Source organism: Sphingopyxis sp. (assembly GCF_965227415.1).
Lineage (GTDB): Bacteria > Pseudomonadota > Alphaproteobacteria > Sphingomonadales > Sphingomonadaceae > Sphingopyxis.
In genome coordinates this window covers 2,687,655-2,713,603 of sequence record NZ_OZ245749.1, presented here as the reverse complement: position 1 = coordinate 2,713,603, position 25,949 = coordinate 2,687,655, and the positions used below count along the sequence as shown (strand labels likewise).

22 protein-coding genes are annotated in these 25,949 nt (G+C 66.3%); 12 read left to right on the top strand and 10 right to left on the bottom strand.

What is annotated here, in order from left to right:
* Positions 1–26 precede the first annotated feature (26 nt).
* Genes ACO055_RS13280 through ACO055_RS13265 form a run of 4 tightly spaced genes read left to right on the top strand, consistent with a single transcriptional unit; the run spans position 27 to position 6,704 of the window.
* Positions 27–2,846, top strand: coding sequence for a carboxypeptidase regulatory-like domain-containing protein (locus ACO055_RS13280; protein ID WP_422059364.1), 2,820 nt, complete (start codon positions 27–29; stop codon positions 2,844–2,846).
* A gap of 56 nt (positions 2,847–2,902) precedes the next feature.
* On the top strand, positions 2,903–4,438 hold the full coding sequence (locus tag ACO055_RS13275) for an NAD(P)/FAD-dependent oxidoreductase (RefSeq protein WP_422059363.1): 1,536 nt from the start codon (positions 2,903–2,905) through the stop codon (positions 4,436–4,438).
* A gap of 23 nt (positions 4,439–4,461) precedes the next feature.
* Positions 4,462–4,896: a GtrA family protein gene (locus tag ACO055_RS13270; protein WP_422059362.1), complete on the top strand. Its 435-nt coding sequence runs from the start codon at positions 4,462–4,464 to the stop codon at positions 4,894–4,896.
* Positions 4,893–6,704, top strand: coding sequence for a hypothetical protein (locus tag ACO055_RS13265; protein WP_422059361.1), 1,812 nt, complete (start codon positions 4,893–4,895; stop codon positions 6,702–6,704). The genes ACO055_RS13270 and ACO055_RS13265 overlap by 4 nt, the downstream gene beginning before the upstream one ends.
* On the opposite strand, the gene msrB is transcribed toward ACO055_RS13265, so the two are convergent.
* The 4 genes from msrB to ACO055_RS13245 all read right to left on the bottom strand — a co-directional run bounded on the left by msrB (position 6,701) and on the right by ACO055_RS13245 (position 11,132).
* Complete coding sequence (gene msrB / locus ACO055_RS13260) at positions 6,701–7,189, bottom strand: peptide-methionine (R)-S-oxide reductase MsrB (RefSeq protein ID WP_422059360.1); 489 nt, start codon at positions 7,187–7,189, stop codon at positions 6,701–6,703. The two genes, ACO055_RS13265 and msrB, sit on opposite strands and share 4 nt — an antisense overlap.
* Before the next feature lie 55 nt (positions 7,190–7,244).
* The gene (locus tag ACO055_RS13255; RefSeq protein WP_422059359.1) at positions 7,245–8,501 is read right to left on the bottom strand and encodes a cytochrome P450; all 1,257 of its coding nucleotides are present in this window, start codon (positions 8,499–8,501) and stop codon (positions 7,245–7,247) included.
* Between the two features lie 442 nt (positions 8,502–8,943).
* Entirely contained in the window at positions 8,944–10,185 is a 1,242-nt protein-coding gene (locus ACO055_RS13250; protein ID WP_422059357.1) for an ABC transporter permease, read from the bottom strand.
* Positions 10,182–11,132, bottom strand: coding sequence for an ABC transporter ATP-binding protein (locus ACO055_RS13245; RefSeq protein ID WP_422059356.1), 951 nt, complete (start codon positions 11,130–11,132; stop codon positions 10,182–10,184). The genes ACO055_RS13250 and ACO055_RS13245 overlap by 4 nt, the downstream gene beginning before the upstream one ends.
* Positions 11,133–11,199: 67 nt before the next feature.
* Here ACO055_RS13245 and queG point away from each other — a divergent pair, with 67 nt between their 5' ends.
* The gene (gene queG, locus ACO055_RS13240; RefSeq protein WP_422062465.1) at positions 11,200–12,252 is read left to right on the top strand and encodes a tRNA epoxyqueuosine(34) reductase QueG; all 1,053 of its coding nucleotides are present in this window, start codon (positions 11,200–11,202) and stop codon (positions 12,250–12,252) included.
* Between the two features lie 2 nt (positions 12,253–12,254).
* On the opposite strand, the gene ACO055_RS13235 is transcribed toward queG, so the two are convergent.
* Entirely contained in the window at positions 12,255–12,629 is a 375-nt protein-coding gene (locus ACO055_RS13235; protein ID WP_422059355.1) for a hypothetical protein, read from the bottom strand.
* Positions 12,626–13,306, bottom strand: coding sequence for an EI24 domain-containing protein (locus ACO055_RS13230; RefSeq protein WP_422059354.1), 681 nt, complete (start codon positions 13,304–13,306; stop codon positions 12,626–12,628). The genes ACO055_RS13235 and ACO055_RS13230 overlap by 4 nt, the downstream gene beginning before the upstream one ends.
* A 110-nt stretch (positions 13,307–13,416) precedes the next feature.
* On the opposite strand from ACO055_RS13230, the gene ACO055_RS13225 reads away from it, so the two are divergent.
* Positions 13,417–14,415 (top strand): adenosine kinase, encoded by a 999-nt coding sequence (locus ACO055_RS13225; protein WP_422059353.1) that lies wholly within the window; start codon positions 13,417–13,419, stop codon positions 14,413–14,415.
* A gap of 56 nt (positions 14,416–14,471) precedes the next feature.
* Positions 14,472–14,729, top strand: a complete 258-nt coding sequence (locus ACO055_RS13220) for a hypothetical protein (RefSeq protein ID WP_422059352.1) — start codon at positions 14,472–14,474, stop codon at positions 14,727–14,729.
* Between the two features lie 3 nt (positions 14,730–14,732).
* On the opposite strand, the gene ACO055_RS13215 is transcribed toward ACO055_RS13220, so the two are convergent.
* From ACO055_RS13215 to tsaD, 3 genes are all read right to left on the bottom strand, one after another.
* Positions 14,733–16,205 carry a lipopolysaccharide biosynthesis protein gene (locus ACO055_RS13215; RefSeq protein ID WP_422062464.1) on the bottom strand — a complete coding sequence of 491 codons (1,473 nt, stop codon included), beginning with the start codon at positions 16,203–16,205 and terminating at the stop codon, positions 14,733–14,735.
* Positions 16,206–16,335: 130 nt separating this feature from the next.
* Positions 16,336–17,328, bottom strand: a complete 993-nt coding sequence (locus tag ACO055_RS13210; RefSeq protein WP_422059351.1) for an NAD(P)H-dependent glycerol-3-phosphate dehydrogenase — start codon at positions 17,326–17,328, stop codon at positions 16,336–16,338.
* Positions 17,325–18,359, bottom strand: coding sequence for a tRNA (adenosine(37)-N6)-threonylcarbamoyltransferase complex transferase subunit TsaD (tsaD, locus tag ACO055_RS13205; RefSeq protein ID WP_422059350.1), 1,035 nt, complete (start codon positions 18,357–18,359; stop codon positions 17,325–17,327). Before tsaD ends, ACO055_RS13210 begins: the two co-directional genes overlap by 4 nt.
* A 62-nt stretch (positions 18,360–18,421) precedes the next feature.
* On the opposite strand from tsaD, the gene hemC reads away from it, so the two are divergent.
* Genes hemC through ACO055_RS13180 form a run of 5 tightly spaced genes read left to right on the top strand, consistent with a single transcriptional unit; the run spans position 18,422 to position 23,358 of the window.
* Positions 18,422–19,375: a hydroxymethylbilane synthase gene (hemC, locus tag ACO055_RS13200; RefSeq protein WP_422059349.1), complete on the top strand. Its 954-nt coding sequence runs from the start codon at positions 18,422–18,424 to the stop codon at positions 19,373–19,375.
* A complete protein-coding gene (locus ACO055_RS13195) occupies positions 19,372–20,058 on the top strand; it encodes a uroporphyrinogen-III synthase (protein ID WP_422059348.1) in 687 nt (228 codons plus the stop codon). The genes hemC and ACO055_RS13195 overlap by 4 nt, the downstream gene beginning before the upstream one ends.
* A 22-nt stretch (positions 20,059–20,080) precedes the next feature.
* Complete coding sequence (locus ACO055_RS13190; protein ID WP_422059347.1) at positions 20,081–20,983, top strand: mitofilin family membrane protein; 903 nt, start codon at positions 20,081–20,083, stop codon at positions 20,981–20,983.
* Positions 20,984–21,020: 37 nt separating this feature from the next.
* The gene (locus ACO055_RS13185; RefSeq protein ID WP_422059346.1) at positions 21,021–22,223 is read left to right on the top strand and encodes an acyl-CoA dehydrogenase; all 1,203 of its coding nucleotides are present in this window, start codon (positions 21,021–21,023) and stop codon (positions 22,221–22,223) included.
* A 25-nt stretch (positions 22,224–22,248) separates the two neighbouring features.
* Complete coding sequence (locus ACO055_RS13180; protein ID WP_422059345.1) at positions 22,249–23,358, top strand: CaiB/BaiF CoA transferase family protein; 1,110 nt, start codon at positions 22,249–22,251, stop codon at positions 23,356–23,358.
* Between the two features lie 173 nt (positions 23,359–23,531).
* Here the strand turns inward: ACO055_RS13180 and ACO055_RS13175 are convergent, their stop codons facing one another.
* Complete coding sequence (locus ACO055_RS13175) at positions 23,532–25,823, bottom strand: TonB-dependent receptor (protein WP_422062463.1); 2,292 nt, start codon at positions 25,821–25,823, stop codon at positions 23,532–23,534.
* Positions 25,824–25,949 lie beyond the last annotated feature (126 nt).

Here is a 25,949-nt window from a genome sequence, read left to right as displayed (position 1 = left end):
CCCAGGCGAGAACCGCGGACGGACCGATGCTCCGCGCGGCCCTTTCCCGATATTCTCCGGCGCTTGCCGCCGGGCTGGCGCTGGTCGGGCTCGTTCCGTCCGGCGCCCATGCCGTTGAAAAAGCGCCGGTTTCCTTGAGCGCAGACAGCTGGTCGCCGAACGAAGACGATCGCTGGCTGTTCGACCTGCGATCGGGCCAATATCGCCTGGGCGACGGAGTGCGCGGTTATCAGACGCCGCAGGGGATCTGCGTCGATCTGGGCGATATGGTGCTGGCGCTCGACCTCGCCGTGCGCGTCGACAAGAAGTTGCGCCGCGCAACCGGCTGGGTATTCGACGAGCGGCGCAGCATCACGATTGACCGCGAGGCGGGCGAGGTTCGCGTCGGCAGCCAGAGCTTTGCGATCGGCGCGACCACGATCCGCGACGTACCGGCGGGCTGGTGCGTCGATCTGGCCAGCCTCAACAGCTGGCTGGGTGTGCCCGTCATCGCCGACCTGTCGAACGCGGTGTTGCGCATCGACGCGAAGGAAAAGCTGCCCTTCCAGCTTGCCGCCGAACGGCGTGCACGCGCGGCGGGTATTCGGCCGCAGGGCTCGTTCGATCTCGCCAGCCTGCCGCAGGCGACGCGGCCCTATCAGGCGTGGGCGACGCCGTCGGTCGACGTCGTCGCGTCGGCGGGGTTCGTGTCGGACCGGAGGGGCGGATCGTACACGCAGGCGCGCTACGAGATTTTCGCGGCCGGCGAAGTGGTCGGGCAGAGCTTTGACGCGCGCCTGTCGTCCGACAACCAAGGCGTGCCCGACAGCCTGCGGATGCGGCTCTATCGCACCGATCCCGAGGGGCGGCTGCTCGGGCGGCTGCGTGCAACGCATTATGCGGTGGGCGATGTCAGCCTGCTATCGACGGGGCTTGTCGCCCAATCGGTGCCGGGCCGCGGCGCGGTCATCACCAATCGCCCGGTCGAACGCCCCGACAGTTTCGACAAGACGAGCTTCCGCGGTGATCTGCCTGCCGGTTGGGACGCCGAACTCTATCGCAACGGGCAATTGCTTGCCTTCACGAACCCCAACGGCGACGGTCGCTACGAATTTCTCGACGTGCCGCTGCAATATGGCTCGAACCGCTTCGAGATCGTGATGTACGGGCCGCAGGGACAGATCCGGCGCGAAATCAAGCAATTGCAGGTCGGGATCGATTCGATCCCGCCGCAACAGACCTGGTATTGGGCGGGCGTCGCACAGGAAGACACCGACCTCGTCGAATTCGGCCGTCACGGCAGCGCGTTCCGGCGCGGATGGCGCGGCACGGCGGGGATCGAGCGCGGGCTGAACACGCGCACGTCGATCGCGGCCTATCTTCACAGCCTGATGATCGAGAATATCCGGCGGAGCTATGGCGAAGTCGCGCTGCGGCGCTCGATCGGCCCTTCGCTGCTCGAAATTGCGGGCAGTTATGCCGATGACGGCGGTGCGGCCGCACGCGCGAGCTGGCTCGCGGCGTTCGGCGACACCAATGTTCGCGCCGACGCGATGCGCGGCTGGGGCGGTTTCGTGTCCGATCGTTTCGTCGGCAAGATCGACGGTCTTTACTCGCTGTCGGTCGACCAGGCGGTGAAGCTGGGGCGGACGGTGTTGCCGCTCCATTTCGACCTGGCCAAGATCGACCGCGCGGCCGGATTTTCGAGTCTCGAGGCGTCGGGGCGCGCTTCGCTGAGTTTTCGCGCCCTGACGTTCACCGGTCAGCTTGACTGGGCGCGCACGAAAGCGCCCGCCGGCCCCGATCCGCCCGACAATCTGACCGCGACCTTGCTCGCCAACGCCCGGATTGGACGCGTCCGCCTGCGCGGCGAGGCGCGCTTTGTGCTGTCCGGCGCGAGCGCCGATACGCGAATGGCGGTGATCGGCGAGTGGACCGGCAAACGCAACGCCGAATGGCGTGCCGAACTCGGCTATGACAAGGGGCTCGACCGCGCGCGTGCGGGCCTTGGTTATACGCGCCGTTTCAACATGTTGCAGCTGAGCGGCTTTGGCGAGGTCGCGACCGACGGCTCGGTCGCGGCATCGCTGTCGCTCGCCTTCAGCTTCGGGCCGAAACCGGCAGGGGGAGGCTGGCGGATGTCGAGCGAAAAGCTTGGCGGTCGCGGCCAGGTGATGGCCGATGTCTTCATGGACGACAATGGCGACGGCATCCGGCAGCCGGACGAGGCCGCGATCGCGGGCGTGCCGCTGACCGCGGGCAACGCCTTTATCGATGCCGCGACCGACAAGAGCGGTCAGGCGATGATCGACGGGCTCGAACCGTTTCGCCCCGTGATGATCGGCATCGACGCGGGCAGCCTGCCCGATCCCTATGTCCAACCGGCGCTGCCCGGCGTGGTCGTCACGCCGCGCCCCGGCGTCGCGACGCGCGTCGCGCTGCCGATGACGCAGGCAGGCGAGATTGAAGGCGTTGCGCTGCGCGACGGGGGCAATCCGATCGAGGGGCTGAACCTTGAGCTTGTCGATGCCGAAGGGCGGGTGCGGGCGTCCACGCTGACCGAATTCGACGGATATTTCCTGTTCGAGAGCGTGGCTTACGGCCGCTACACGGTTCGCATGGCGAAGGCGTCGGCGGCCGCGCTCCGGCTCGATCCGACGCTTGTGCTGAGCGCGGTACCGGGCAAGGCGACGCCGCGCGTCAAGTTGGGGACGCTGAAACTGCGGCCGCAGCAGCGCGACGCGGTGGTCACCGATGCAGGCGATGAAAGCGGCAACAGTGCGCGGGGTCCCCCGCACGCCAGTCCAGCCCAGAATCCGGCTCAGAATCCGGCCCAGAATCCAGCCGCACCATTAACTACTCCTTAGCCATGTTTGCCGCAAAGCGGCGATCAGCAGCTATTTGTCTGTGGGGGGAATATTCGATGACCGACACTCCAGTGTCGAATGGCCGTCCGACCAGCGTCGACGTCGCGATTGTCGGCGCGGGCCCGGCGGGTCTGACGGCGGCATACCTGCTGACGAAGCAGGGCTATACAGTGACCGTGATCGAAAAGGATCCGGTCTATGTCGGCGGCATCAGCCGCACCGTCGAGCATGAAGGCTTTCGCTTCGACATCGGTGGCCATCGCTTCTTCTCGAAGAGCCGCGAAGTCGTCGACCTGTGGAACGAGATCCTGCCCGACGATTTCATCGAGCGTCCGCGGATGAGCCGCATCTATTACGAAGGCAAATTCTACAGCTATCCGCTGCGCGCGTTCGAGGCGCTGTGGAATCTCGGCATCGTCCGTTCGACCCTGTGCATGGCGAGCTATGCGCAGGCCAAGCTGTTTCCGAACAAGACCGTCCGCAGTTTCGAGGATTGGACGATCAACCAGTTCGGGCGCAAACTCTATTCGATCTTCTTCAAGACCTATACCGAGAAGGTGTGGGGCATGCCGTGCGACGAAATGTCGGCCGACTGGGCGGCGCAGCGCATCAAGGGGCTTTCGCTGGGCGCGGCGGTTCTTGACGGGCTGAAGCGCAGCCTCGGGCTCAACAAGCGCCCGAACGATGGCATGGCGACCAAGACCTTGCTCGAAACCTTTCGCTATCCGCGGCTCGGACCCGGCATGATGTGGGATGCGGCGCGCGACAAGGTGCGCGCAGGCGGCAACCATGTGTTGATGGCGCACAGCTTCAAGCAGCTGACGCAGGATCAGATCAGCGGCCGCTGGCGGCTGACCGCGACGGGTCCCGACGGCGACGTGGTGATCGATGCCGCGCATGTGATCAGCTCGGCACCGATGCGCGAGCTTGCGGCGCGCATCCATCCCTTGCCCGATTGCGCGCTGACCGCCGCTCCGAACCTCAAATATCGCGACTTCCTGACCGTTGCGCTCAAGATTCGCTCGGAAGACCTGTTCCCCGACAACTGGATCTATATCCATGACAGCAAGGTGCAGGTCGGCCGCGTCCAGAATTTCCGCAGCTGGTCGCCCGAAATGGTGCCCGATCCGGAGCTCGCATGCGTCGGGCTGGAATATTTCTGTTTCGAAGGCGACGGGCTGTGGGCGTCGAGCGACGCCGAGCTCGTCCAGCTTGCGACGCGCGAGATGTCGATCCTTGGCCTTTGCAATCCCGCCGATGTCGTCGGCGGCGCCGTGGTGCGGCAGGAAAAGGCCTATCCGGTCTATGACGACGATTATGCCGCGCATGTCGAGACGATGCGATCCGAGATCGAGGCGCGCTATCCGACGCTCCACATGGTCGGCCGCAACGGCATGCATCGATACAATAACCAGGATCATGCGATGATGACCGCGATGCTGACGGTGCGCAATATCGTCGCCGGTGCGCGCGTCTATGACATCTGGGGCGTCAACGAGGATGCCGAATATCACGAAAGCGGCACCGAGGGCGAACAGGCCGCACTGGCGTCGGTACGCGACGTTCCGACGCGCATGGCGAACGCCGCCTGACCCTGGCCTTGAGGTTCGACGCCATGCTGCAATCATTCCATGGAGCGGTCGGTGCGATCCGTCGCGGCCAGAATCGCTGGCTCGGCTATCTGTTCGCGAGCGGCGTCGCGCTGTGTTGCGACATGGGGCTGTTCCTGCTGCTTCTGGATGCCGGATTGCCTTCGATACCTGCGTCGGCGACGGGCTATAGCTCTGGAATCCTGGTCCATTGGCTCGTGTCGAGCCGCCTGGTCTTTGCCGACAGCGCAGCCGCGCCCGGATCGGGCGAGCGTCATCAGCAGAAATGGCTCTTTGTCGGTTCGGCGCTGGTCGGACTGGCGCTGACCACGGCGATCGTCGGGACGGGTACCGCGCTGGGCATCGATCCCCGGTTTGCGAAGCTCGCCGCGATCGCGGTGAGTTTCCAGACCGGCTATCTGCTGCGCCGGCACATCGTCTTTCGCACGGCCGGGATATGACCGACGGAGCAGATCCGCTGCCGTCTCGCGTCACGCGCTGGCTGACCCCGGGGCGCGTCGCAGCGCTGCTGTGGATTGCGATAAGCCTCATCCTGATCGCCACGCGGTGGCACGCGATCGCCCTGCTCGATCTTTCGGATACCGACGATGCGATGCGGATGGCACAGGTCCGCGACCTGCTCGCCGGGCAAGGCTGGTGGGATCTGATGCAATATCGCGTCGATCCCGCGGGCGGCGGCGTGCCGATGCACTGGTCGCGAATCGTCGACGCGCCGCTGGCTGTCGGCATCCTGCTGCTCAAGCCGATGGTCGGCCAGGCCATGGCCGAACGCGTGGTGATGGCGCTTTGGCCGCCGCTGCTCGGCTGCGCGCTCAGCATCGCCTGCGTGCTTGGCTATCGCCGCCTTTCGGATCCGCAGATCACCTATGTCGCGCCGATTGTGCTGATCTGCTGCGGCTATATCGTCTTTCAATTCCAGCCACTCCACGTCGACCATCATGGTTGGCAGATATTGCTGGCCATGCTGATCATGGGGCAGGCGCTGCGTCCCTCAGGCTGGCAAGCGGGCGCGCTTGGCGGTCTTTTCGCCGCGATCCTCCTCGCGGTGTCGATCGAGGGGTTGCCGATTGTCGCGCTGTTCGCCGCGATCGCGGCGCTCCGCTGGATGCTGCACGGGCATATCGGCGATCGCGACCGGATGGCGGGCTATCTGTTGGCGCTCGCCGGCGGCGCCGCGCTGGTCCAGTTTCTGACGCGCGGCCCGTCCGGCCTGTCGGGCGGCTGGTGCGATTCGCTGTCGGCGCCGTATCTTGCGGCGTTCGCGGTGGTCGCGATGGTCGTTGCGGCGGCGGTCAATGTCGTGCCCGCCCGGCCGTGGGCGCGCTTCTCGCTGCTGGGCGGCGCCGCGGTGCTGGCCGCCGGAACGCTGCTGTGGGTTGGCCCGCAATGCGCGCGCGGGCCCTTTGCGTCGCTCGATCCGATCGTCGTCCAATATTGGTATATGAAGATTCTCGAAGGCCAGCCGATCTGGTATTCGCCGCCGCTCGATGCCGTTTATGCGCTGCTTCCCTCGCTGATCGGCCTCGTCGGCACGCTGCTCGCATGGCGGCAAAGCCAGACGGCGGATATCCGCCTCAACTGGACGACCGTGCTGATCGCGCAGGTCGGCGCGGCGACGCTGTCGGTGTTTCTGCTGCGCAGCGTCGCGACGGCGCATCTTTTCGCCATACCGGGCTGCGCCTTCCTCACGATCACCGCCTGGCGCCGGGCGCGGGCGCTTCGCTCGCCGCTGGTGCGCATCCTGGCATCGGTCCTGGTGCCGCTGATCCTGCCGCTGTTTGCCAGCGTCGCCGCGGCGTCACTTCTCGGCTGGGCCTTTCCCGGCCTGCGTCCTGCGCCCGCGCCCACCGAAGCGGGTGCGAGCTGCCTCGACACGCGCGCGATTGCGGCGCTGAATCGCTTGGCGCCCACGACGGTGCTGACCCCGATCGATTTCGGCGCGCCGCTGATCTTCTGGACGCACCATAGCGTCGTCGCGACAGGCCATCACCGCAACAAGGAGGCGATGGCCGACACGATCCGCGCGTTCATCAGCGATCCCGCGGTCGCCGAGCCGCTGGTCCGCAAGCAGAAGGCGACGCTGGTCGTTTTCTGCCGCGCGGCGGCCGACCTTGGTACCTATCGCCGCGCGGACCGGGCGGGGCTTGCCGCGGCGCTGTATGCCGGCGATCCGCCGACCTGGCTGGAGCCCGTGCCGCTGGGCGTGAATGCTCAGCTGTCGGTGTGGCGGGTTCGGCCCGCGCGCTAGCCGGCGCGGAAACTCAACGCCGCGCCGTTCATGCAATAGCGTTTGCCCGTCGGTTTCGGCCCGTCGTCGAAGACATGGCCGAGGTGACCGCCGCAGCGCTTGCAATGCACTTCGACGCGCGCGACGCCGATTTCATAGTCGGTCGACGTCGCGATGCCGCCTTTCAGTGGGGCCCAAAAGCTGGGCCAGCCGGTGCCGCTGTCGAACTTGGTCTTGCTCGAATAAAGCGGCAGCGCGCAGCCGGCGCAACGGAAGGTGCCGGCGCGATGTTCGCTGTTGAGCGCGCTCGTGAACGGGCGCTCGGTGGCGGCCTGTCGCAGGACGCGAAACTGCATCGGCGTCAGGCGCTTTTGCCATTCGGCGTCGGTCAGTTGCCAGCCGGTTTCACCCCTCGGGCGCTTGCCGGGCTTGGCGAACAGCATCGGCGCGGCGATGATCGCCCCGCCAAGCGCGAGTCCGGACAAAAGATGGCGGCGTTCGATCATATCGGGACTCCTTACCCGAAATACGCGCGCCGAGTGCGCCTAGTTACACGGCGGGTCAATATCTTTCGAGTTCGACCTGCATATGGCGATAGCCGTGGACGAAGCTGGCGTTCACGCGCTCGGGCTCGGCAAGGACGTTCACGCGCAGGCGCCGCTTCTGCATTTCGGAGATCAGCGTCGTGAGCTGGAGCTCGGCCACGCGCGCGCCGACGCAGCGATGGATGCCATAGCCGAAGGCGAGGTGGCGGCGCGCGTTTTCGCGGTCGACGATGATCCGGTCGCCATCGGGGAAGATAGTTTCGTCGCGGTTCGCCGAGGCATACCAGAGGGCAAGCTTGTCGCGCTTCTTGATCTGGTGGCCGAACAACTCGGCATCTTCGGTCGCGGTGCGGCGCATATGCGCGAGCGGGGTCTGCCAGCGGATGATCTCGTGCATCGCATTGACCGCGAGTTCGGGATCGTGGTTCGCCTCGAGCTTGGCGCGCTCTTCGGGGAAGGAGTGGAGCCCATAGGCATAGGCCGACATCGAATTGCGCGTCGTGTCGTTGCCACCGACGATGAGCAGGACGAGATTCCCCATGAACTCATGCTCGCTCATATGCTTCATCGCGTCGGACTGAAGCATGATCGAGATCAGGTCGTGCTGGCCGGGATTGAGCGCCTTGCGGTCCCACAGCTCCTTGAACGCCGCGCCCATTTCAAAGGCGGTCGCGGTGCGCGCGTAACGCTTTTCGGTAGTGTCAAAGCTTTCGATGTCGCCGAGCGCGTCGGACCAGCGGGTCAGATTGTGACGATCCGCCCACGGAAAATCGAACAGGATCGCGAGCATGTCGGTCGTGAGCTCGATCGAGAGTTTCTCGACCCAGTCGAACGCCTCGCCAACGGGCAGCGTATCGATCAGCGCCGCGGTGCGTGCGACGGTGTCGGCGCGCATGCGTTCGATTTCAGAAGGACCGAAGGCGGGCGCGACGGTACGGCGCTGCGCGGTATGCTGCGGCGGATCCATCGCGATGAACATCGGCATCGGGATCTCGCCCTCTTTCAGATGCTCGACGCCGTCGCCGGCGACAGTGATTCCGCCATATTCCCAGCTGGACGAGAAAAGCTTGGGCAAGGCTTCGATATGCTGGATCGGCTTATAGGTGGTCACCGACCAATAGGGGCCGAATTTCGAATCCTCGCAACGATAGATCGGCGATTCGGCGCGCAACTGGCGCATCGGTTCCTGCCATCTGTCTTCGCGCCACAGCTCGGCGCGACTCACATCCAGCGGATTGGCGATTTCGGGTTCAACGCGAATCTGGGTGGCCATGGGCTGCTCCTCTGCAGGCCGTCTCGTGCGGCCAATTCAGTTGCAGAATGCCACTATTTACAGCTTTGTCAATGGAGCCGCGGAGGGTCCGATGGAAGGTGGAGGGTGGACGGTCACCCGACCCCTGATGCTCCCCGGCGAAAGCCGGGGCCCAGGGCATTGGAAAGCCGACGTTGCGTGCGCACGCTTTGGATCCCGGCCTTCGCCGGGGAACACATCAAGATCGTCTGCAATGGGCCGTTGTCCGCGGTTTCGCTCGGACCAGCGGTGGGAGGTCGAAGCGAATGGAGAGCGATCGTCTTCTCATTCGTCACCCCGGACCCTTCGACAGGCTCAGGACAGGCTTGATCCGGGGTCCACAGCTGCCGTGGCGCTCATGGATCCCGCATCAAGCGCGGGATGACGACAAATTACCGTCGCTCTTTGGTCGAATCCGGCCAGCCTATGCCCGCTTCTTTTTCCAGAATTTCCACCCGCTGCCGCTGCTGAGCACCCCGGCGCGGAACAGACGCACTGACAGATAGACGACCAGCGCGACCCAGATCGCCTGCCATCCGAGGGCGAGCAGATGGACGCCCTGCGCGCTGTCGGTTGCGGCGCGCGCCGCCATCGCGAAGGGTGAGGAAAAGGGAAGGGTCTGCGCAACGCGGGCAAGGCCGCTGTCAGGCGCGCTCGCTGCCGCGGCCGACAGGCTGAACATGCCAACCTGAAAGATGGTGATCGGCAGGCTGAGCATCTGGATTTCGCGCACCGTGCTCGCTTGCGCGCCGACGCCAAGGAAAACCGCGCCGAGCAGAAGGAAGGCCGTGATGAAATAGCACAGCGAAATGCCGATGAAGAAGCCCCAACCGGTGGCGGGAGCGACCGCGAGCGCAGCGGCGGATTGGCCCGCGGCGGCGATCGTGGCGGGATCGACTTGCGTCGCCGCGAAAGAGCCGACGCCGATCGCGACGACGCCCCAGAAGGCGATGAACAGAATGGCGACGCCGAGCATGCCGAGCAATTTGCCGAGGAACACGCTCTCAAGCGGCACTGCGGCCGCGAGGATCTCGATGACCTTGTTGCCCTTTTCCTCGGCCATCGAGCCCACCGTCTGGCCGGCGAGCAGCAGCGTCATCAGAAAGATCACAAAGACAGCGCCGAACCCGAGCGATTGCTGGGCGGCGACGCTCGTTCCGCCGCTGGTGAGCGCTTCGAAGCGCGGCGCGACCGGCGGTACCGGCCCCGCGGCGCGGTCGCGCAGGACATCGGCGGCGAGCAGCGCGAGATAGCGGCCCGACGTGCTGCCTTCGTTGCGCTCGATGATGCGCGGGCTCGCGAGCGGGCCGCTCATCACCGCATAAGTGTCGCTGCCCTTCTCGCGCGCGATGACGAGCGGATCAGTCGTCTGTGGCCCGGCGACGCGAACGTCGAGCATCAGCGGACGTTCGCTGCCCGAAAGCGCCTCGCGCAGCCGGGTATCGGCCTTGCGCAGCGCGTCGACATCGGCGGCGTCCGCGATCGCCACGATGCGCCCCTTGCCGCGCGCGCTGTCGGCGAGCTGCGACGCGCCGAGCCCTCCGACCGCGCCCATGCCGACCATCAGCAGCGGCGCGAGCAGAAAGAGCAGAAAAGTCGGCGTCGCGACGATCGCGAGGAAGTCGCGGCGCGCGATGACAAACATGTTCCTGAGGAAAGGTTTCATGCCGCGGCCTCCTCGATCGCGTCGGATTCGGGTGCGGCGTCGAATCCTGCGTCGACCTGGCGCACGATATGGACGAAGGCGTCGTGCAGCGCCGGGCGCGCGATCGACAGACCCGCAACGCCGTGCCCGCTCGCGGTGATGCGCGCGAGCAATGGTTCGACATCGGCTTCCTCGATCGCGAAATGCCAGGCATCGCCTTTGCGTTCGGCGCCAGCGGGAAGCAGCGTGGCGACACTGTCGGTCAAATCGCGCGGCGTATAACGCACCTGCATCGGCAGCAGCGCGCGCGCTTCGTCGACGGTGCCTTCGAAGCGGCGCTGCGAGCGCGCGATGATCGCGAGCCGGTCGCAGAGCCGCTCGGCATGCGCCATGACATGGGTCGAGAATAGGATCGTCGCGCCGCGGTCGCGTTCGCGGCGGACGATCATTTCGAGCCGTTCCTGATTGACCGGATCAAGCCCTGAAAAAGGTTCGTCGAGGACGATGAGATCGGGCGCGTGGACGATCGAACCGATCAGCTGGACCATCTGCGCCATGCCCTTCGACATTTTGCGGATTTTTTCGTCGATCACCCGCTCGAGCCCGAGCTCGGTCATGAAGATTGCGGCGCGGCGGCGGCCTTCGGACCAGTCGAGCCCGCGCAGCGCACCCATGAAGGCAATGGCCTCGCGCGCCTTCATGCCGGGGTAAAGACCACGCTCTTCAGGAAGATAGCCGATTCGGTGACGCACCGATTGCGGCTTGTGGCCGCCGAGCAGCCGGCTTGACCCTTCGTCGGGATCGATGACGCCCAGCGTCATGCGCAGGCTTGTCGTCTTGCCCGCGCCATTGGGGCCAAGCACGCCATAGATGCTGCCGGTCGGAACCTGGAGGCTGACATGATCGACGGCCTTGAAGCTGTCGAAATATTTGCTGAGGCCGATGGCCTCGACGCTGAGTTCGGTCAAATCCGGGTCCCTGATCAATTCGTTCCGCGACTATGGCACGGCGATGCGCTTGCCGTATAGAGCGCCAATGGTTGCCGAAGCCTTGCCTTCCATCGAGCAAAGGCTCGCTGACATCGCGCGCGAACAGGGTTTTGCCGCGTTCGGGATCGCGCGCGCCGACGCAGCGCCGCAGACCGCGGCGCGGCTGGGCCAGTGGCTCGCCGAAGGGCGGCACGGCGACATGATCTGGATGGAAAGCCGCGCCGGGCAGCGCGGATCGCCGCAGGGGTTATGGCCCGAAGTGCGATCGGTGATCGCGCTCGGCATGAGCTATGCGCCCGAGGTCGATCCACTCGCGCTGGCGGCGGTGCCCGAGCGCGGGCGTATTTCGGTCTATGCGCAAGGCGCCGACTATCATGACGTCGTGAAAAAGGCGCTGAAAGCCGTGGCGCGCTGGCTCGTTGCCGAAGCGAAGGATGCCGAGGTCAAGGTGTTCGTCGATACTGCACCAGTGATGGAAAAGCCGCTGTCGGCGGCAGCCGGGCTCGGCTGGCAGGGTAAGCACACCAATCTGGTCAGCCGCGAGCATGGCAGCTGGCTGTTCCTGGGAGCAATCTATACGACGCTCGACCTGACGCCGTCGCTGCCGGGTCGCGATACATGCGGAAGCTGCACGGCGTGCCAGGATGCGTGCCCGACCGACGCGTTTCCCGCGCCGTACCGGCTCGATGCGCGGCGCTGCATCTCGTATTTGACGATCGAGCATGACGGGCCGATTCCCGAGGAGTTCCGGCGCGGAATCGGCAATCGCATCTATGGCTGCGACGATTGCCTGTCGGTGTGTCCGTGGAACAAGTTCGCCGACACCGCTGCGCGCCACCGGGCCTTTCTGCCGCGCGCCGAACTGGTGGCGCCGTCGCTCGCCGATCTGCTCGCGCTCGACGATGCGGGCTTCCGGCAGGTGTTCGCGGGGTCGCCAATCAAACGGATCGGACGTAATCGCATGGTGCGCAACGCCGCGATCGCGGCCGGAAACAGCGGCGACGTGCGCTTCTTGGCGCGGCTTGAAGTGCTGACGGGTGACGAATCACCCATGGTCGCCGAGGCGGCCGAATGGGCGCGCGCCGAACTGGCGTCCTGACGTCAGCGGCGCAGCGCGCCGACGCAGCTGTCGACATTCGCATCGCGCCCTTCGGGGGTGCGCGCGTCGACATGCGTCGCGATCGGGTCGGCCCCGGCCTTTGGCGCGTAATAATAGATATCGAGGATGCACGCCGTGCCCGCGAATTGCAGCTTGCGACCGGCGCCTTCGGCGACGTCGAGGCGCGGCTTGCCGAACAGCGAAAGTGCGGCATTGGCATGCTGGCCGACCAGACTGTTGCTCTGAACGATCCGCGGCGGGGTCGATGGCGGTCGCGGCGTGGCGACGGGTTTGCTCGGGCGCGGGGGAGGGCCGGCGGCGCAGCCCGCGAGCAGGGTGGTGGCTGCCGCAATCGCGAGCAGCGCATTGATTTTCATGATGGGTCTCTATCCCGCAGGTGCAACAGGTGGACGGCCATAGCGGCGCTGAGGATGGGGGCCAACAGATTGGCGACGGGCACCACGAAGCTTGCGGCGGACAGCAGGCCGAGCGACCAGCGCGCGCGGCGGTCAAAGCGCGGGCGTTCGGGGTGGCGGGCCAGAACCATCGCCTCCAGATCGCGGCCGAGCAACAGCGCATTGACGAACAGCGCAAAGATCGGGGTGCCGATTCCCGTGAAGAGCAGAATCAGATAGACGGGCAGCGCGACCAGATTGCCACCGACCAGCCGCGCGAGCGACGCCAGCGCGAGGCTGATATTCTGCCGCCAGCCGACATCGACGGCACGCGCGGCGGCCGCGGGGTAATGGCGTCCCTCGACATCGGCGACGATCGTATCGGCAAAAAGCCCGACGACCACGATCGCGACCGCGCGAAAGAGCAGCCAGCTTCCTGCAACCAGCACCAGCAGGATCAGAACGCCGGCCATGTCGAGCTCGACCCCGTCGAGCCAGCGCCAATGGCCGAGCGCCCAGTGCGCGCCATAATAGATCGCGGCGCCCGCAGCGGCGAAGATCAGCAATGTCAGGATCAGGCTCTGGACAAGCACGCGCATCACGCGCGGGTTCGTCACGTCCCCGAGGGCAAGCAGAAAGGCGTGAACGGCGCGGGCCATGCACAGGGGATGGCGCGGGCGAGGGCCGCGCGTCAAGCGCCCCGCTTGCCTTGAGGCGCTGCGGCCCCTAAAGGCCCGCGCAGCTTTTCCCATACAGCACAGGATATTTCATGGCCTCCACCGCCCGTTTCGACGTCGTCGCCATCGGCAATGCGATCGTCGACGTTCTTGCCCGCGCCGACGACGCGCTGATCGAGGCCGAGGGCCTGGTCAAGGGATCGATGCGGCTGATCGACACCGAAGAGGCCGAGCGTCTCTATGCGGCGATGGGGCCGGCGGTCGAAGTATCGGGTGGCAGCGCGGCGAACACGCTCGCGGGCATGGCGGCGCTGGGCGAACGCTGCGCCTTCATCGGGCAGGTTGCCGACGACCAGCTCGGCCATGTGTTCACGCACGACCTGCGCGCGCTCGGCGTGGCGTACGAAACCCCTGCGCTCAAGGAAGGCGCGCCGACCGCGCGTTGCCTGATCCTGGTCACGCCCGACGGCCAGCGCACGATGAACACCTTCCTCGGCGCGAGTCACCTGCTCGACCAGGCGATGATCGACGAGGCGTGGATCGCCGATTCGGAAATCCTCTATCTCGAAGGCTATTTGTGGGATCCGCCGCTGTCGCGCGCAGCGATGCGGCGTGCGATCGACGTGTCGCGCGGCGCGGGGCGCAAGGTCGCCTTCACGCTGTCGGACGCCTTCATCATCGACCGTCACGGCGCCGATTTCCGCGCGCTGATCAGCGAAGGGCTGTTCGATATCCTGTTCGCGAACGAGGTTGAAATCTGCGCGCTGGCCGAGACCGAGGATTTCGAGGCGGCCGTGGCGAAGATTGCGCCGCAGGTACCGCTGCTGATCGTCACGCGCGGTTCGGATGGCGCGATCGCGCTTCAGGGCGGCGATCGTACCGAAGTCGGGGCCGAACCGATCGACACCGTCGTCGACACGACCGGCGCCGGCGACCTGTTTGCGGCCGGATTCCTGTCGGGTCTCGCCGAAGGCCGCTCGATCGAGGACTGCCTGACGATGGGCGCTGTCTGCGCGCGCGAAATCATCGCGCAGGTCGGCCCGCGGGCGCAGACCGACCTGAAGGCCAAGGTCGCCGAACGCCTCGGCTAGGAACCTTCGCCCGCGCCGGGCGTCCTATGCCCCATCAAGCATAGGAGGCTCTGCACATGGCCGACGAAATTCACGAAACGCGCGCCCCCGACGGGACGACGCACACCACCACGATCATCGATCGCGAGCCGCGTCGCGGCGGCGGGATGGGCTTTGGCCTCGTCTTGCTCGCGCTGATTGTCGTCGCGGCCTTTTTCGCGTTTCAGTTTCTGGCGAACGACAAGGCCGAAAGCGGCGCGATTACCGAAGCGGCGCAAAAGGTCGGCAATGCCGCCGAGAATGTCGGCGACGCAGCGCAGAAAGCGGTCGAATAGTCTTCAGGCCGGCGTCGATTCCGGGTGCTTCTTGAACAGCGCCCGATCGGCGGGGCCAAAGCCGCGCGTCCAGATCAGCCAGGCGTAGATGCCGAGAATCAATGGGACGCCGATCAGCAGCTCGGCCCATTCGGGCAGCTGCGTCGCACCCCAGCCGAGCACCGCCGCGCCGGCGGTCGCCCAGATCAGCGCCCAGCGCAGACTGTTCACCGGTGCCTTCAGCACATGCGCGAGCAGCCGCGCCTTGGCGAGCGAGGCAAAGCCGAGTGCGAGCATCAGCGCGAGCGCGACGGCCACTGCATAATAGATCGGATCGAGCCCCCAGCTTTTGGCGAGAAGGATCAGCGTGACGCTGAGGACGCCCTGAAGCGCGAGCGTCGCCAGGCTGATCAGCAGATTGCGGTGGCGCGCGACATAGACGAGCGCGGCTTCGCTGACGACCGCAGTCGCCGCGACGACTTCGGCGGCGAGCAGAAAGGCGAGCGCGCCGGAGCCGCTGACGAATTGCGGACCGACAAGCCCCATAACCGCTTCGCCCGGAATACCCAGGGCAAGGGCGATACCGGCCTGCGCGGCGATGATCCAGAAGCCGACCTGGCTGACCTGGGCGGCCACGGCCGCAAGCTTGTTTTCGGCCAGGTTGCGCGTAATCACGGGGCCGAGGATCGGCTCGAAGCTGGTCTTGAGCTTCTGCGGCAACGAAGCGACCTGCTGCGCCATATAATAGATGCCGTAAATGCTCGGCGAGGTGAATTGGCCGAGAATGAACAGGTCGAGACGGCGCGTTCCCCATTCGATCGCATCGGCTGCGGCGAGCGGCGCATTGCGGCGCGCGACCATGATCAGATGCGCCGGGTGCGGGCGCCATCCGCGCGGGCCGCCATAATGGCGGATCATCGGGATCAGGGCGGTCAGAAAGGCCCCGACCATCGCCGCGGCGTAGGACAGCATCAGCCCGTCGCGCTTGGACACATAGAAAAAGCCCGCGGCCGCGATGCTGATCACCCACGGTTCGACGACGGCGCGGGCGCGCACCGTCGCGCCGACGTCAAAGCGATAGGCGCACGCGGCGAGCGCGACGTCGGTGCCCGCGATCGCGAAGATCAACAGCGCCATCCAGCGGTCGGTCCCGTCGATATTGCCCGCCGGGAACATCAGCTGCGGCAGCAGCAGCAGCAGGATCGAACCGAGCGCAGAGGCGAGCGCCGCGACGAACATGCCGTCCCACACGACGGTGCGCTGGTCTGCGTCGGGGGCGCTGAGCTGTTCGGCAAGGCCGCGCTTGAGACCGAGCGTCGCGAGCTGCGCGATCAGCTCGATGACCAGCACCGCAAAGGCGAAGCGTCCGACCGCTTCGGGCCCGTACCAGCGGCCGGCGAAATAGAGGAAAGGCAATCGCGCGACGAGGCGGAGGATGAAGCCGAAGAAATTGGTCCGGCCGCCCTTGGCGAGCGCCGCAGCGTCCGCGTCGGCCATTCCAGGCTCGGCGGCATCGGAGGTGCGCACGGTCGCGCTGTCCGTCTGGCTCAAGCCCGGCGCCCCTTTTCCATTTCCCCGCCGCGCAATCTAGCGCGGCGCGCGGGGGCAGGCAATTGAATGCGGTATCTCATCGGCCCTCGGATCGCAGCGGTCGGCTGAGCAGAGCCTGAATCGCCTGTGCGGCGCGAATCTCGCCCGCGACGAGCCGCGCAACTGCGTCGGTGATCGGCATGTCGATGCCTTCGCTGCGCGCCGCGGCCGCGATCACGGGGGCGCTGAACGCGCCTTCGGCGACCGTGCGGCGGTCGGCCATCAGCGCCGCTGCCTCTTCGCCGCGGCCGAGTCCCTGGCCGAGCGCGAAATTGCGCGAATTCGCCGAGGTGCAGGTGAGTACCAGGTCGCCGAGCCCGGCAAGCCCGGCAAGCGTCTCCGGCTGCGCGCCGCGAGCGAGCCCGAAACGCGACATTTCGGCGAAACCGCGGCTGATCAATGCCGCACGCGCATTCAGCCCAAGCCCCGCTCCGTCGACGATGCCGCAGGCGATCGCGAGGACATTCTTCACCGCGCCGCCGATTTCGGCGCCGATCATGTCGGTCGACACATAGGGGCGGAAATGCGGGCGCGCGAGCGCCTGCGCGATGGATTCGGCGGTATCGGTATCGGCGGCGGCCAGCGTGATCGCGGTCGGCAGTCCGGCCGCGACTTCGTGCGCGAAGGTCGGGCCGGACAGTACCGCGAGCGCTCGCGCGGGACAGATATGCTTCGCGATATCGATCGGGAAAGCGAAGCTGTCGGCCTCCATGCCCTTGCTGCAAAAGATCAGCGGGGCGTTGCCCGACGGAAGGTCGTTCAGAACCGCGCGCAAAAAGGGAACGGGGACGACGACGAGCAACGCATCGCAGGCGGCGAGGTCGGTCAGATCGTGCGTTGCGGTCAGCGAGGGAGACAGCGCCGCGTTCGGCAGAAACAACGGATTGCGGTGTTCGGAGTTGATCGCGGCAACGACGTCGTCCTCGCGCGCCCACAGCCGGACCGGCGCGCCCTCGGCCGCGAGCATCTGGGCGAGCGCGGTGCCCCAGGCGCCGCCGCCGATGACGCCGAAATTGCGGTATGACGTCATGCCTTCACCCCGGCGCCGCGCACGGCCTCTGCTTCGGGATCGAGCGGCCAGCGCGGACGCGCGGCGGTGTCGAGTGGATCGGTGAGGCCCGCGGCGAAGCGTTCGGCGCCCGCCCAGGCGATCATCGCGCCATTGTCGGTGCAGAGCCACAGCGGCGGCGCAACGAAAGGCTTGTCGAAGCGCGCGGCAAGGCTGGTCAGCGCGGTGCGGATCGCGCCGTTTGCGGCGACGCCGCCCGCGACAACGAAAGCGGTCGCTTCGGGGCAGGCCGCCAGCGCGATGCGGCTGCGGTCGACCAGGCAATCGACGACCGCCTGCTGAAAGGACGCCGCGAGTTCGGCGACGCTATGCTCGGCCGAGGCGGCGGCGCGCGCGACGGCGCTCTTGAGGCCCGCGAAAGAGAAATGCGGTTCGGCGCTGCCCACGAGCGGACGGGGGAGCGGCACCGCGCGCGGGTCGCCGCCCTGCGCGACGCGCTCGACCGCCGGGCCGCCAGGATAGCCAAGGCCGAGCAGCTTGGCGGTCTTGTCGAACGCTTCGCCCGCCGCGTCGTCGATCGTGGTCGCAAGGCGGCGATACTGGCCGACGCCCTTCACGAGGAGCAACTGGCAATGGCCGCCCGAAACGAGCAGCAGCAGATAGGGGAATTGGAGGCCGGGATCGATCAGGCGCGGGCTCAGCGCGTGCCCCTCGAGGTGATTGACGGCAATCAGCGGCTTGTTCGCGGCGTGCGCGAGCGCTTTGCCGGTGACGAGGCCGACCATCACGCCGCCGACCAGCCCGGGGCCCGCGGTCGCGGCGATCGCGTCGACGTCGGCGAGCGTCAGCCCGGCGTCGGTCAGCACGCCTTCGACGAGCGGCGCGAGCCGGTCGACATGCGCGCGCGCGGCGATCTCGGGAACGACGCCGCCATAGGGCTTGTGCTCGGCTTCCTGCCCCGCGACGCGATGCGCAAGGATGCGCCTGTCGCTGTCGACGAGCGCTGCTGCGGTTTCGTCGCAGCTCGATTCGAGGCCGAGGATCAGAGTCATATTATTGCGCGCCCCTTTACCCGCCCCTTTGCAGGCAGGGCAACCCACGCTAGCGGAGGAATATGGCCTCGATTCCGCTTCCCAACCCCGCCCGCCCGCTGCGCATCGGCACGCGCGCGTCCCCGCTGGCGCTCGCACAGGCCCATATGGCGGCAACGGCGTTGACCCAAGCGCATGCGCTGGCGCCCGCGGCGCTTGAAATTGTCCCGATGACCGCCACCGGCGACCGGATCCAGGATCGCGCGCTCGCCGAGGTCGGCGGCAAAGCGCTGTGGACGCGCGAGCTCGATGCCGCGCTCGATGCGGGCGCCATCGATATCGCGGTCCATTCGCTGAAGGATGTCGAGACCATTCGCGATCCGCGCTTTGTGCTCGGCGCGATGCTCGAACGCGCCGACCCGCGCGACCGGCTGGTGGTACGCGGCGGGATCGACGCCGCGGCGATCGCCGACTTGCCTGCGGGCGCGCGGCTCGGGACGAGCAGCCCGCGGCGCGCGGCCCAGGTGAAGCGCCTGCGGCCCGATCTGGTCACGATGCTGCTGCGCGGCAATGTCCAGACGCGGCTCGCGAAACTCGAAGCCGGCGATGTCGATGCGACGCTGCTCGCGGCGGCGGGCCTCGACCGGTTGGCGATGCATGACGTCGGGGCGCCACAGGCGATCGACCTGCTGCTCCCCGCCGCGTCGCAGGGCGCGATCGGCATCGAATGCCGCGCCGACGACGCGGCGACCTTTGCGCTGCTGAAGGCGATCGATCACGCACCGACGCATCGAGCAGTGGCGGCGGAGCGGGCCTTGTTGGCTGCGCTTGGCGGCGATTGCCGGTCGCCCGTCGCGGCCTATGCGCATTGGCAACAGGATGGATCGCTGCGCCTCGACGCCGAACTCTATTCGGACGACGGCGCCGAGCATGTGGCGGGTCATGCCATCCTTGCGGGCGAGGACAGCGCCGAAGCCCTGGCGCGGCGCTTGCTCGACGAAGCGCCCGAAACCGTCAGGCGGCTTTTCACGATATGAGCTGCCACCCGCCGCTCATCGTCACACGTGCCGATCCGGGTGGGTCGGCGACGGTCGAGCGGGCGAAGGCAATGGGCCTAGATGCGCGGTTCATGCCGCTTTTCGAGGCGCGGCCGCTGCAATGGGACGTGCCCGATGCCGCCGATTTCGACGCGTTGCTGATGACCAGTGCGCAGGCCGCGCGGCTCGCGGGGCCAGACCTTGCCCGAATCGCGAGCTTGCCCGTCCATGCGGTGGGCGCCGCGACGGCAGCCGCCGCCGCTGCCGCGGGTTTGCGCGTCGTGGCGACCGGGACGCGCGATGCCCAAAGTTTGATCGACGCCATGGCGTCACAAAAGATTCAGCGAATTCTGTGGATTTGCGGGCGCGACCGGTCTGATTTCGATGCGCGGGCGGCGCGTCTCGTGCCGCTTCCCGTCTATGCCATCGACGCCGCACCGCGCCCGTCGGGCTGGAGCGAGGCGGTCGCGGCGCCCGCGGTGCTGCTGGCCCATTCGATGCGCGGCGCGGCAAGGATCGCCGACCTCGTCGGCGCGGCGCGCAGCCATCTGTCGCTCGTCGCGATCAGTCGGGCGGTGGCGGCTGCCGCGGGCGAAGGCTGGGGACAAATTGCGGTTGCGGCACAGCCCGACGACGCCTCGATGTTGGCAGCGGCGCATATTTTGTGCCAAAAGGCCGAATAACAGGGTCGTTCGAAAGAGAAACATGGCTATCGACACTATCGACACGTCGACCCCCGTGGACGGCGCGGTACCGGTTAAACGATTGTCCTTTCGTGCTCTTTTTGTCGGTGCGATGGTTCTGCTGCTTGCCGGTGTCGTCGGCGGGGGCTGGGCGATGAGTCGTTGGCTCGACCCCGACCCCAAGACCGAAACGGCGGTTGGCGATGCGCCGGCTGGCGAACAGCTTGCGGTCGTCGGCCAGACGGCAGCTGATCCCAAGACCGGACAAACGGCGCTGGTCGTCGCGCCGGTCGACAGCCCCGATGCGCTGGGCGCGCGCGTCGCCGAACTCGAACAGCGGCTGTCGCGCATCACGCTCCAGGCCGAATCGGCGTCGGGCAACGCCTCGCGCGCCGAAGGCCTGCTCGTGGCGTTCGCGGTGCGGCGCGCGCTCGATCGCGGTCTGTCGCTCGGCTATCTCGAGGCGCAGCTGCGGCTGCGCTTCGGTGACGACCAGCCCAATGCGGTCAAGACGATCATCGAAACCTCGCGCGAGCCGGTGACGCTCGAGCAATTGCGTACCGAACTCGACACGCTGGCGCCCGAGCTGGTCGGCCGCAGCAATGACAACGGCAGTCTGTGGACCGGCCTGCGCCGCGAGCTGAGCGAATTGTTCGTCGTGCGGCCCACGGGCACGCAGTCGCCGCGCGCGGCCGAGCGGCTCGAACGCGCGCGCCGCTATCTTGCCGGCGGTATGGCCGACAAGGCGATTGCCGAGGTTCAGGCGATGCCCGGCGCGGCGGCAGCGAGCGAATGGTTGATGCAGGCGCGCCGCTATCACGAGGCGCGCCGTGCGCTTGACCTGATCGAGACCGCCGCGATATTGGAGCCGCGCGACGGAACCGCCGTCGCGATGGCCCGCAAGCCGGTCGTCACTGCCCCTTAGCGACCCCCTTCGGTGTCGCGCTGAAGAAAGCCGAACCATGGCCCTCGCCGATCCGCAGCGCATCGAAGCGCTCGACCCATTCGACCCCCTTCAGCTCGCCGACCAGCTGAGCGAAGAGGAACGGATGATCCAGAGCGCGGCGCGCGCCTATGCCGAAGGCGAACTGCTGCCCCGCGTGACCTCGGCCTTCCTCGACGAGCGCTTCGATCGAGAGATCATGCGAGAAATGGGCCAACTCGGCCTACTAGGCGCCACAATCGACCCCGAATATGGCGGTGCGGGACTCAATTATGTTTCCTATGGCCTGATCGCGCGCGAAGTCGAGCGGATCGATTCGGGCTACCGATCGGCCTGTTCGGTGCAGAGCTCGCTCGTGATCCATCCGATCTATGCCTACGGCAGCGAGGAACAGAAGCGGAAGTATCTGCCCGGGCTGACGTCGGGCGAACTCGTCGGCTGCTTCGGCCTGACCGAGCCCGACGCGGGCAGCGATCCGGGCAGCATGCGCACGCGCGCCGAAAAGATCGCGGGCGGATATCGCCTCAAGGGCGCGAAGATGTGGATCACCAATTCGCCGATCGCCGACGTCTTTGTCGTCTGGGCGAAGTCAGACGCGCACGACGGCGCGATTCGGGGCTTCGTGCTCGAAAAGGGCATGAAGGGCCTGTCCGCGCCGAAGATCGAAGGCAAGGTGAGCCTTCGCGCTTCGATCACCGGCGAGATCGTGATGGACGGGGTCGAGGTCGGCGAAGATGCGCTGTTGCCGCACGTCTCGGGGTTGAAAGGCCCGTTCGGCTGTCTCAACCGTGCGCGCTACGGCATCGGCTGGGGCGCGATGGGTGCGGCGGAATTCTGTTACGAGGCGGCGCGCAATTACACGCTCGAGCGCAAGCAGTTCGGGCGACCGCTCGCGGCGAACCAGATCGTGCAGCTCAAGCTCGCGAACATGCTCACCGAGATTTCGCTCGGCTTTCAGGCCGCGCTGCGCGTCGGGCGGATGATCGACGACGGACGCCTGATTCCCGACGCGATCAGCCTGCTCAAGCGCAACAATTGCGGAAAAGCGCTCGATATCGCGCGCGTCGCGCGCGATATGCACGGCGGCAATGGCATATCGGCCGACTATCATGTCATCCGCCACGCGGTGAACCTCGAAACGGTGAACACCTATGAGGGCACGCACGACGTCCATGCGCTGATCCTCGGCCGCGCGATCACCGGCATCGCCGCCTTTGCCTGACGCGAAGCCGGTCGCCTCAAAGCCTTTGGAGGGCTTGCGCGTCGTCGAGCTGGCGCGCGTGCTCGCGGGGCCGTGGTGCGGACAGCTGCTCGCCGACCTGGGCGCCGAGGTGGTCAAGGTCGAGCGGCCGGGTGTCGGCGACGATACGCGCGAATGGGGCCCCCCTTTCGTCGTCGGCGAGGACGGCGAGAATCTGGGCGCCGCTTATTATCACAGCTGCAATCGCGGCAAGCAAAGCGTCGCGATCGACATCGCGACCGCCGAAGGACAGGCGGAAATCCGCGCGCTGCTGGCCGATGCCGATGTCGTGATCGAAAATTATAAAGTCGGCGGGCTTGCCAAATATGGCCTCGACCCGACCACGTTGCGCGCCGGTTTCCCGCAGCTGATCGTCTGTTCGATCACCGGTTTCGGCCAGACCGGGCCCTATGCGCACCGCGCGGGCTATGATTTCATCGTTCAGGCGATGAGCGGCTTCATGTCGCTGACCGGAGAGCCCGACGGCCCGCCGCAAAAGGCCGGCATCGCCTATGCCGATATCTTCACCGGCATGTATTCGGCGGTTGCGATCCTGGCCGCGCTGCGACGTCGTGACGTCACAGGGACCGGCGCGCATATCGATATGGCTTTGCTCGATTCGCAGGTTGCGGTGCTGGCAAACCAGGCCGCCAACTATCTCGCAAGCGGTGTGGCGCCGAAGCGTATGGGCAACGGGCACGCGAATGTTGTGCCGTATCAGGCCTTTGCGACCGCCGATGGCCAGCTCGTCGTCGCGGTCGGCAACGACAGCCAGTATCGCAAGCTCTGTGGCATATTGGGCGAACCGCAATGGGCCGATGACGAGCGCTTTGCGAACAATGCCGCGCGCCTGGCAAACCGGAGCGCGCTGATCCCGCTGCTGGCGGTGAAGATTGCGGCGTGGGACGCGCAGCCGCTATCGCTTGCGCTCGAGGCTGAAGGGGTGCCGGCGGGGCCGATCAATGATCTGTCGGGCGTGTTCGCCGATGCGCAGATTGTCGCGCGCGGGATGCGTTTTCGCCCCGAGGGCGCGTCGATCGACGGCGTGGCGAGCCCGATCGTGATCGATGGCGAGCGCATGGTGGCAGCCACGGGCGCGCCGCCGCTTGGCGGTTGAGCTGTAGATCATCGTCACCCCGGATTTGATCCGCGGTACACGACTTCAGCGCTGTGATGGCTCCCGGATCAAGTCCGGGAGGACGACATGAGGAAATGGTAGGCTTGGTCGACAGGCAGCATAGAAAAAGGGGCGCCGCAATGGACGCCCCTCTCCCTCTTATTTCCATGCAATCAGAATTTGATCGTGCCGGTGACGAAGACCTGGCGCGGATTGCCGTAGAAGGCGGTCAGCGTGCCCTCGGTGCCGAGCGCCGATGTCGGCAGACCGTTGCCGCCGATCACCGGCACGCCCGTGATCGGATTGATGTTGATGAAGGTATAGCCTGACGTCTTGTAATGCTTGTTCGTCAGATTCTTGCCGAACACGCCCAAGCTCCAGCGGCCCTCGGGAGCTGTATAGACCAGGCTGGCATCCCACAAAGCAAAGCCGTTCTGGTCGATATAGGGATTGGGGATTTCGAACTGGTTGGTCTTGCTGCGGTACGACAAGGTCGTGCCGAAGCTCAGATCGCCCGCGCCGACCGGCGTCGCATAGGCGAGCGTACCACTGGCGGTCCATTTTGGCGTGTTCTGGACGTGACGGAACGCGGCGACATCGGTCGGTACACCGGCGATATTGGTGATGAAGCGCTTGTATTGCGCGTCGATATATCCAAGCGCGGTCGACAGCGTCAGCCGGTCGCCCGCGGTGGCGAGATCCTGACCGAGCCGTGCGCGGCCCTCGAACTCGAGGCCCTTGAAGGTCGCCTTGCCGGCGTTCGACACGATGCCGCAGAAGCTGGGCAGGCCGCCGACGGTGCAGGCGACCGATCCCGGAATCTGAACGTCGGTATAGTCTGCATAGAAGCCGGCGATCGCGACATTCAGACCGCCGTCGAACAGGCTGCCCTTGTATCCGAGCTCATAGCTTTCGACCTTTTCGGGACGGAAGCTCAGGAAGGCGGCGATTTCGGCATCGCTGCGCGAGCCGTTGCCGTCGAGGTCGGGCGCATTCGCGCCAACCCCCCGCGGATCGAAGCCGCCGCCCTTGAAGCCCTGCGAATAGCTGGCGTAGAGCGTGTGGTCGGGCGTCGGCTTGAAACTGAGCGAGGCGCGCGGGGTAAATTTGTTGAAGTTGCGGCTGCCCTGGAAATCGGTGCCGGGGGCGCCAAAGGGTACGCCCGCGCCACCGAACACCGGCGACCCGCCGCCCAGATAATTCTGACGCAGGATCGACGCGTCGCGCTTGTCCCAGGTGTAGCGGCCGCCGACCGAAAGGCTGAGCTGGTCGGTGAAATCATAGGTGACATCGCCGAATACAGCCGCGGTCTTGGTGTCGACGTCGGCCTCGGTAAAGGCGGTCAGCCCGGCGAATGTGTTGAAGATGCGGACGTCGAACAGGGTGTCGGCGGTCGCGTCGAGATAATAGAAACCGAGCAGGCCTTTCAGCTTGTCGCCTTCGTACAGTAGCTGGAATTCCTGGCTGATCTGTTCGTTGAGATAGAAGCCGGGGACGTCGACATCGACCGCCGGCAGCGCGTCGAAATCGATTGGGGTCGCCGACTTGTCCTTGCGCCAGGCGCTGATCGACCGCAGCGTCACCGTGTCGCTGAGTTCCGCCGTAACGTTGATCGCCAGACCATAGGCTTCGATGTTCTGCTCGGGATCGGCGAGGCCGCCGCGGCTGTCATACACGCTGTCGAGTACCGGCGCATTGGTGGCGAGCGACCGGATCAGGCGATGGCCGCCTCGCGGATCGCTCTTGTCCTTGCTGTAATCGCCCGAAATGCGGATCAGCACCGGTTCGCCATAGCCGCCGAATTCGATCGTGCCGCGGCTGGCCCAGACGTCCTTGTTGTAATTCTCCAGCCCGGTGGTGAGATTGTCACCAAAGCCGCCGCGCGACAGGCGCGCAACCGAACCGCCGACGCGGAGCAGGTCACCGATCGGCGTGCTGGCCGTGACGACGAGGTCAGCCTGGTCATAGGTACCGTAGGTGCCCTTGATCTTGAGCGAAAAATCCTGCGGCAGCGGGGCCGTGACATATTTGACCGCGCCGCCGATCGTGTTGCGACCGTAAAGCGTGCCCTGCGGTCCGCGCAGGATTTCGATGCGCTCGACGTCATAGATATCGAGCACTGCGGCCTGCGGACGGTTCAGATAGACATCGTCGAGATAGAGGCCGACGCCCTGTTCGAAGCCCGACACCGGATCCTGCTGGCCGACGCCGCGGATGAAGGCGGTCAGCGTCGAGTTCGAGCCGCGCGAGACTTCGAGTGTGGTGTTCGGCGTCGTCTGGCCAATTTCAGTGATGTCGATCGCGCCAGCCTTTTCGAGCGCTTCGCCCGAATAGGCGGTCACTGCGATCGGCACGTCGATCAGCCGCTCGTCGCGGCGGCGGGCGGTCACGACGATCTCATTGTCGCTGCTGTCGCTGCTAGCGCCTTCTTGTTGCGCAAACACGGCCGGCGCGAAGGTAAGCATCGATAGCGCGCTCGTTGCATAAACGGCACGGCGCAGCTGGCTGGCGAAAGGACGCATGATATGTCTCCCATTGACGGGTGGCCCCTCGACCACCCTTTTCGTTTTTCTTGGGCCTGGTCTTGCCAA

Bases quoted from the DNA above. Each gene is read 5' to 3' on its own strand.
- ACO055_RS13280 (WP_422059364.1), top strand. From the start codon at position 27: ATGCTCCGCGCGGCCCTTTCCCGATATTCTCCGGCGCTTGCCGCCGGG.
- ACO055_RS13275 (WP_422059363.1), top strand. From the start codon at position 2,903: ATGACCGACACTCCAGTGTCGAATGGCCGTCCGACCAGCGTCGACGTC.
- ACO055_RS13270 (WP_422059362.1), top strand. From the start codon at position 4,462: ATGCTGCAATCATTCCATGGAGCGGTCGGTGCGATCCGTCGCGGCCAG.
- ACO055_RS13265 (WP_422059361.1), top strand. From the start codon at position 4,893: ATGACCGACGGAGCAGATCCGCTGCCGTCTCGCGTCACGCGCTGGCTG.
- msrB (WP_422059360.1), bottom strand. From the start codon at position 7,189: ATGATCGAACGCCGCCATCTTTTGTCCGGACTCGCGCTTGGCGGGGCG.
- ACO055_RS13255 (WP_422059359.1), bottom strand. From the start codon at position 8,501: ATGGCCACCCAGATTCGCGTTGAACCCGAAATCGCCAATCCGCTGGAT.
- ACO055_RS13250 (WP_422059357.1), bottom strand. From the start codon at position 10,185: ATGAAACCTTTCCTCAGGAACATGTTTGTCATCGCGCGCCGCGACTTC.
- queG (WP_422062465.1), top strand. From the start codon at position 11,200: ATGGTTGCCGAAGCCTTGCCTTCCATCGAGCAAAGGCTCGCTGACATC.
- ACO055_RS13235 (WP_422059355.1), bottom strand. From the start codon at position 12,629: ATGAAAATCAATGCGCTGCTCGCGATTGCGGCAGCCACCACCCTGCTC.
- ACO055_RS13230 (WP_422059354.1), bottom strand. From the start codon at position 13,306: ATGGCCCGCGCCGTTCACGCCTTTCTGCTTGCCCTCGGGGACGTGACG.
- ACO055_RS13225 (WP_422059353.1), top strand. From the start codon at position 13,417: ATGGCCTCCACCGCCCGTTTCGACGTCGTCGCCATCGGCAATGCGATC.
- ACO055_RS13220 (WP_422059352.1), top strand. From the start codon at position 14,472: ATGGCCGACGAAATTCACGAAACGCGCGCCCCCGACGGGACGACGCAC.
- ACO055_RS13215 (WP_422062464.1), bottom strand. From the start codon at position 16,205: ATGGCCGACGCGGACGCTGCGGCGCTCGCCAAGGGCGGCCGGACCAAT.
- ACO055_RS13210 (WP_422059351.1), bottom strand. From the start codon at position 17,328: ATGACGTCATACCGCAATTTCGGCGTCATCGGCGGCGGCGCCTGGGGC.
- tsaD (WP_422059350.1), bottom strand. From the start codon at position 18,359: ATGACTCTGATCCTCGGCCTCGAATCGAGCTGCGACGAAACCGCAGCA.
- hemC (WP_422059349.1), top strand. From the start codon at position 18,422: ATGGCCTCGATTCCGCTTCCCAACCCCGCCCGCCCGCTGCGCATCGGC.
- ACO055_RS13195 (WP_422059348.1), top strand. From the start codon at position 19,372: ATGAGCTGCCACCCGCCGCTCATCGTCACACGTGCCGATCCGGGTGGG.
- ACO055_RS13190 (WP_422059347.1), top strand. From the start codon at position 20,081: ATGGCTATCGACACTATCGACACGTCGACCCCCGTGGACGGCGCGGTA.
- ACO055_RS13185 (WP_422059346.1), top strand. From the start codon at position 21,021: ATGGCCCTCGCCGATCCGCAGCGCATCGAAGCGCTCGACCCATTCGAC.
- ACO055_RS13175 (WP_422062463.1), bottom strand. From the start codon at position 25,823: ATGCTTACCTTCGCGCCGGCCGTGTTTGCGCAACAAGAAGGCGCTAGC.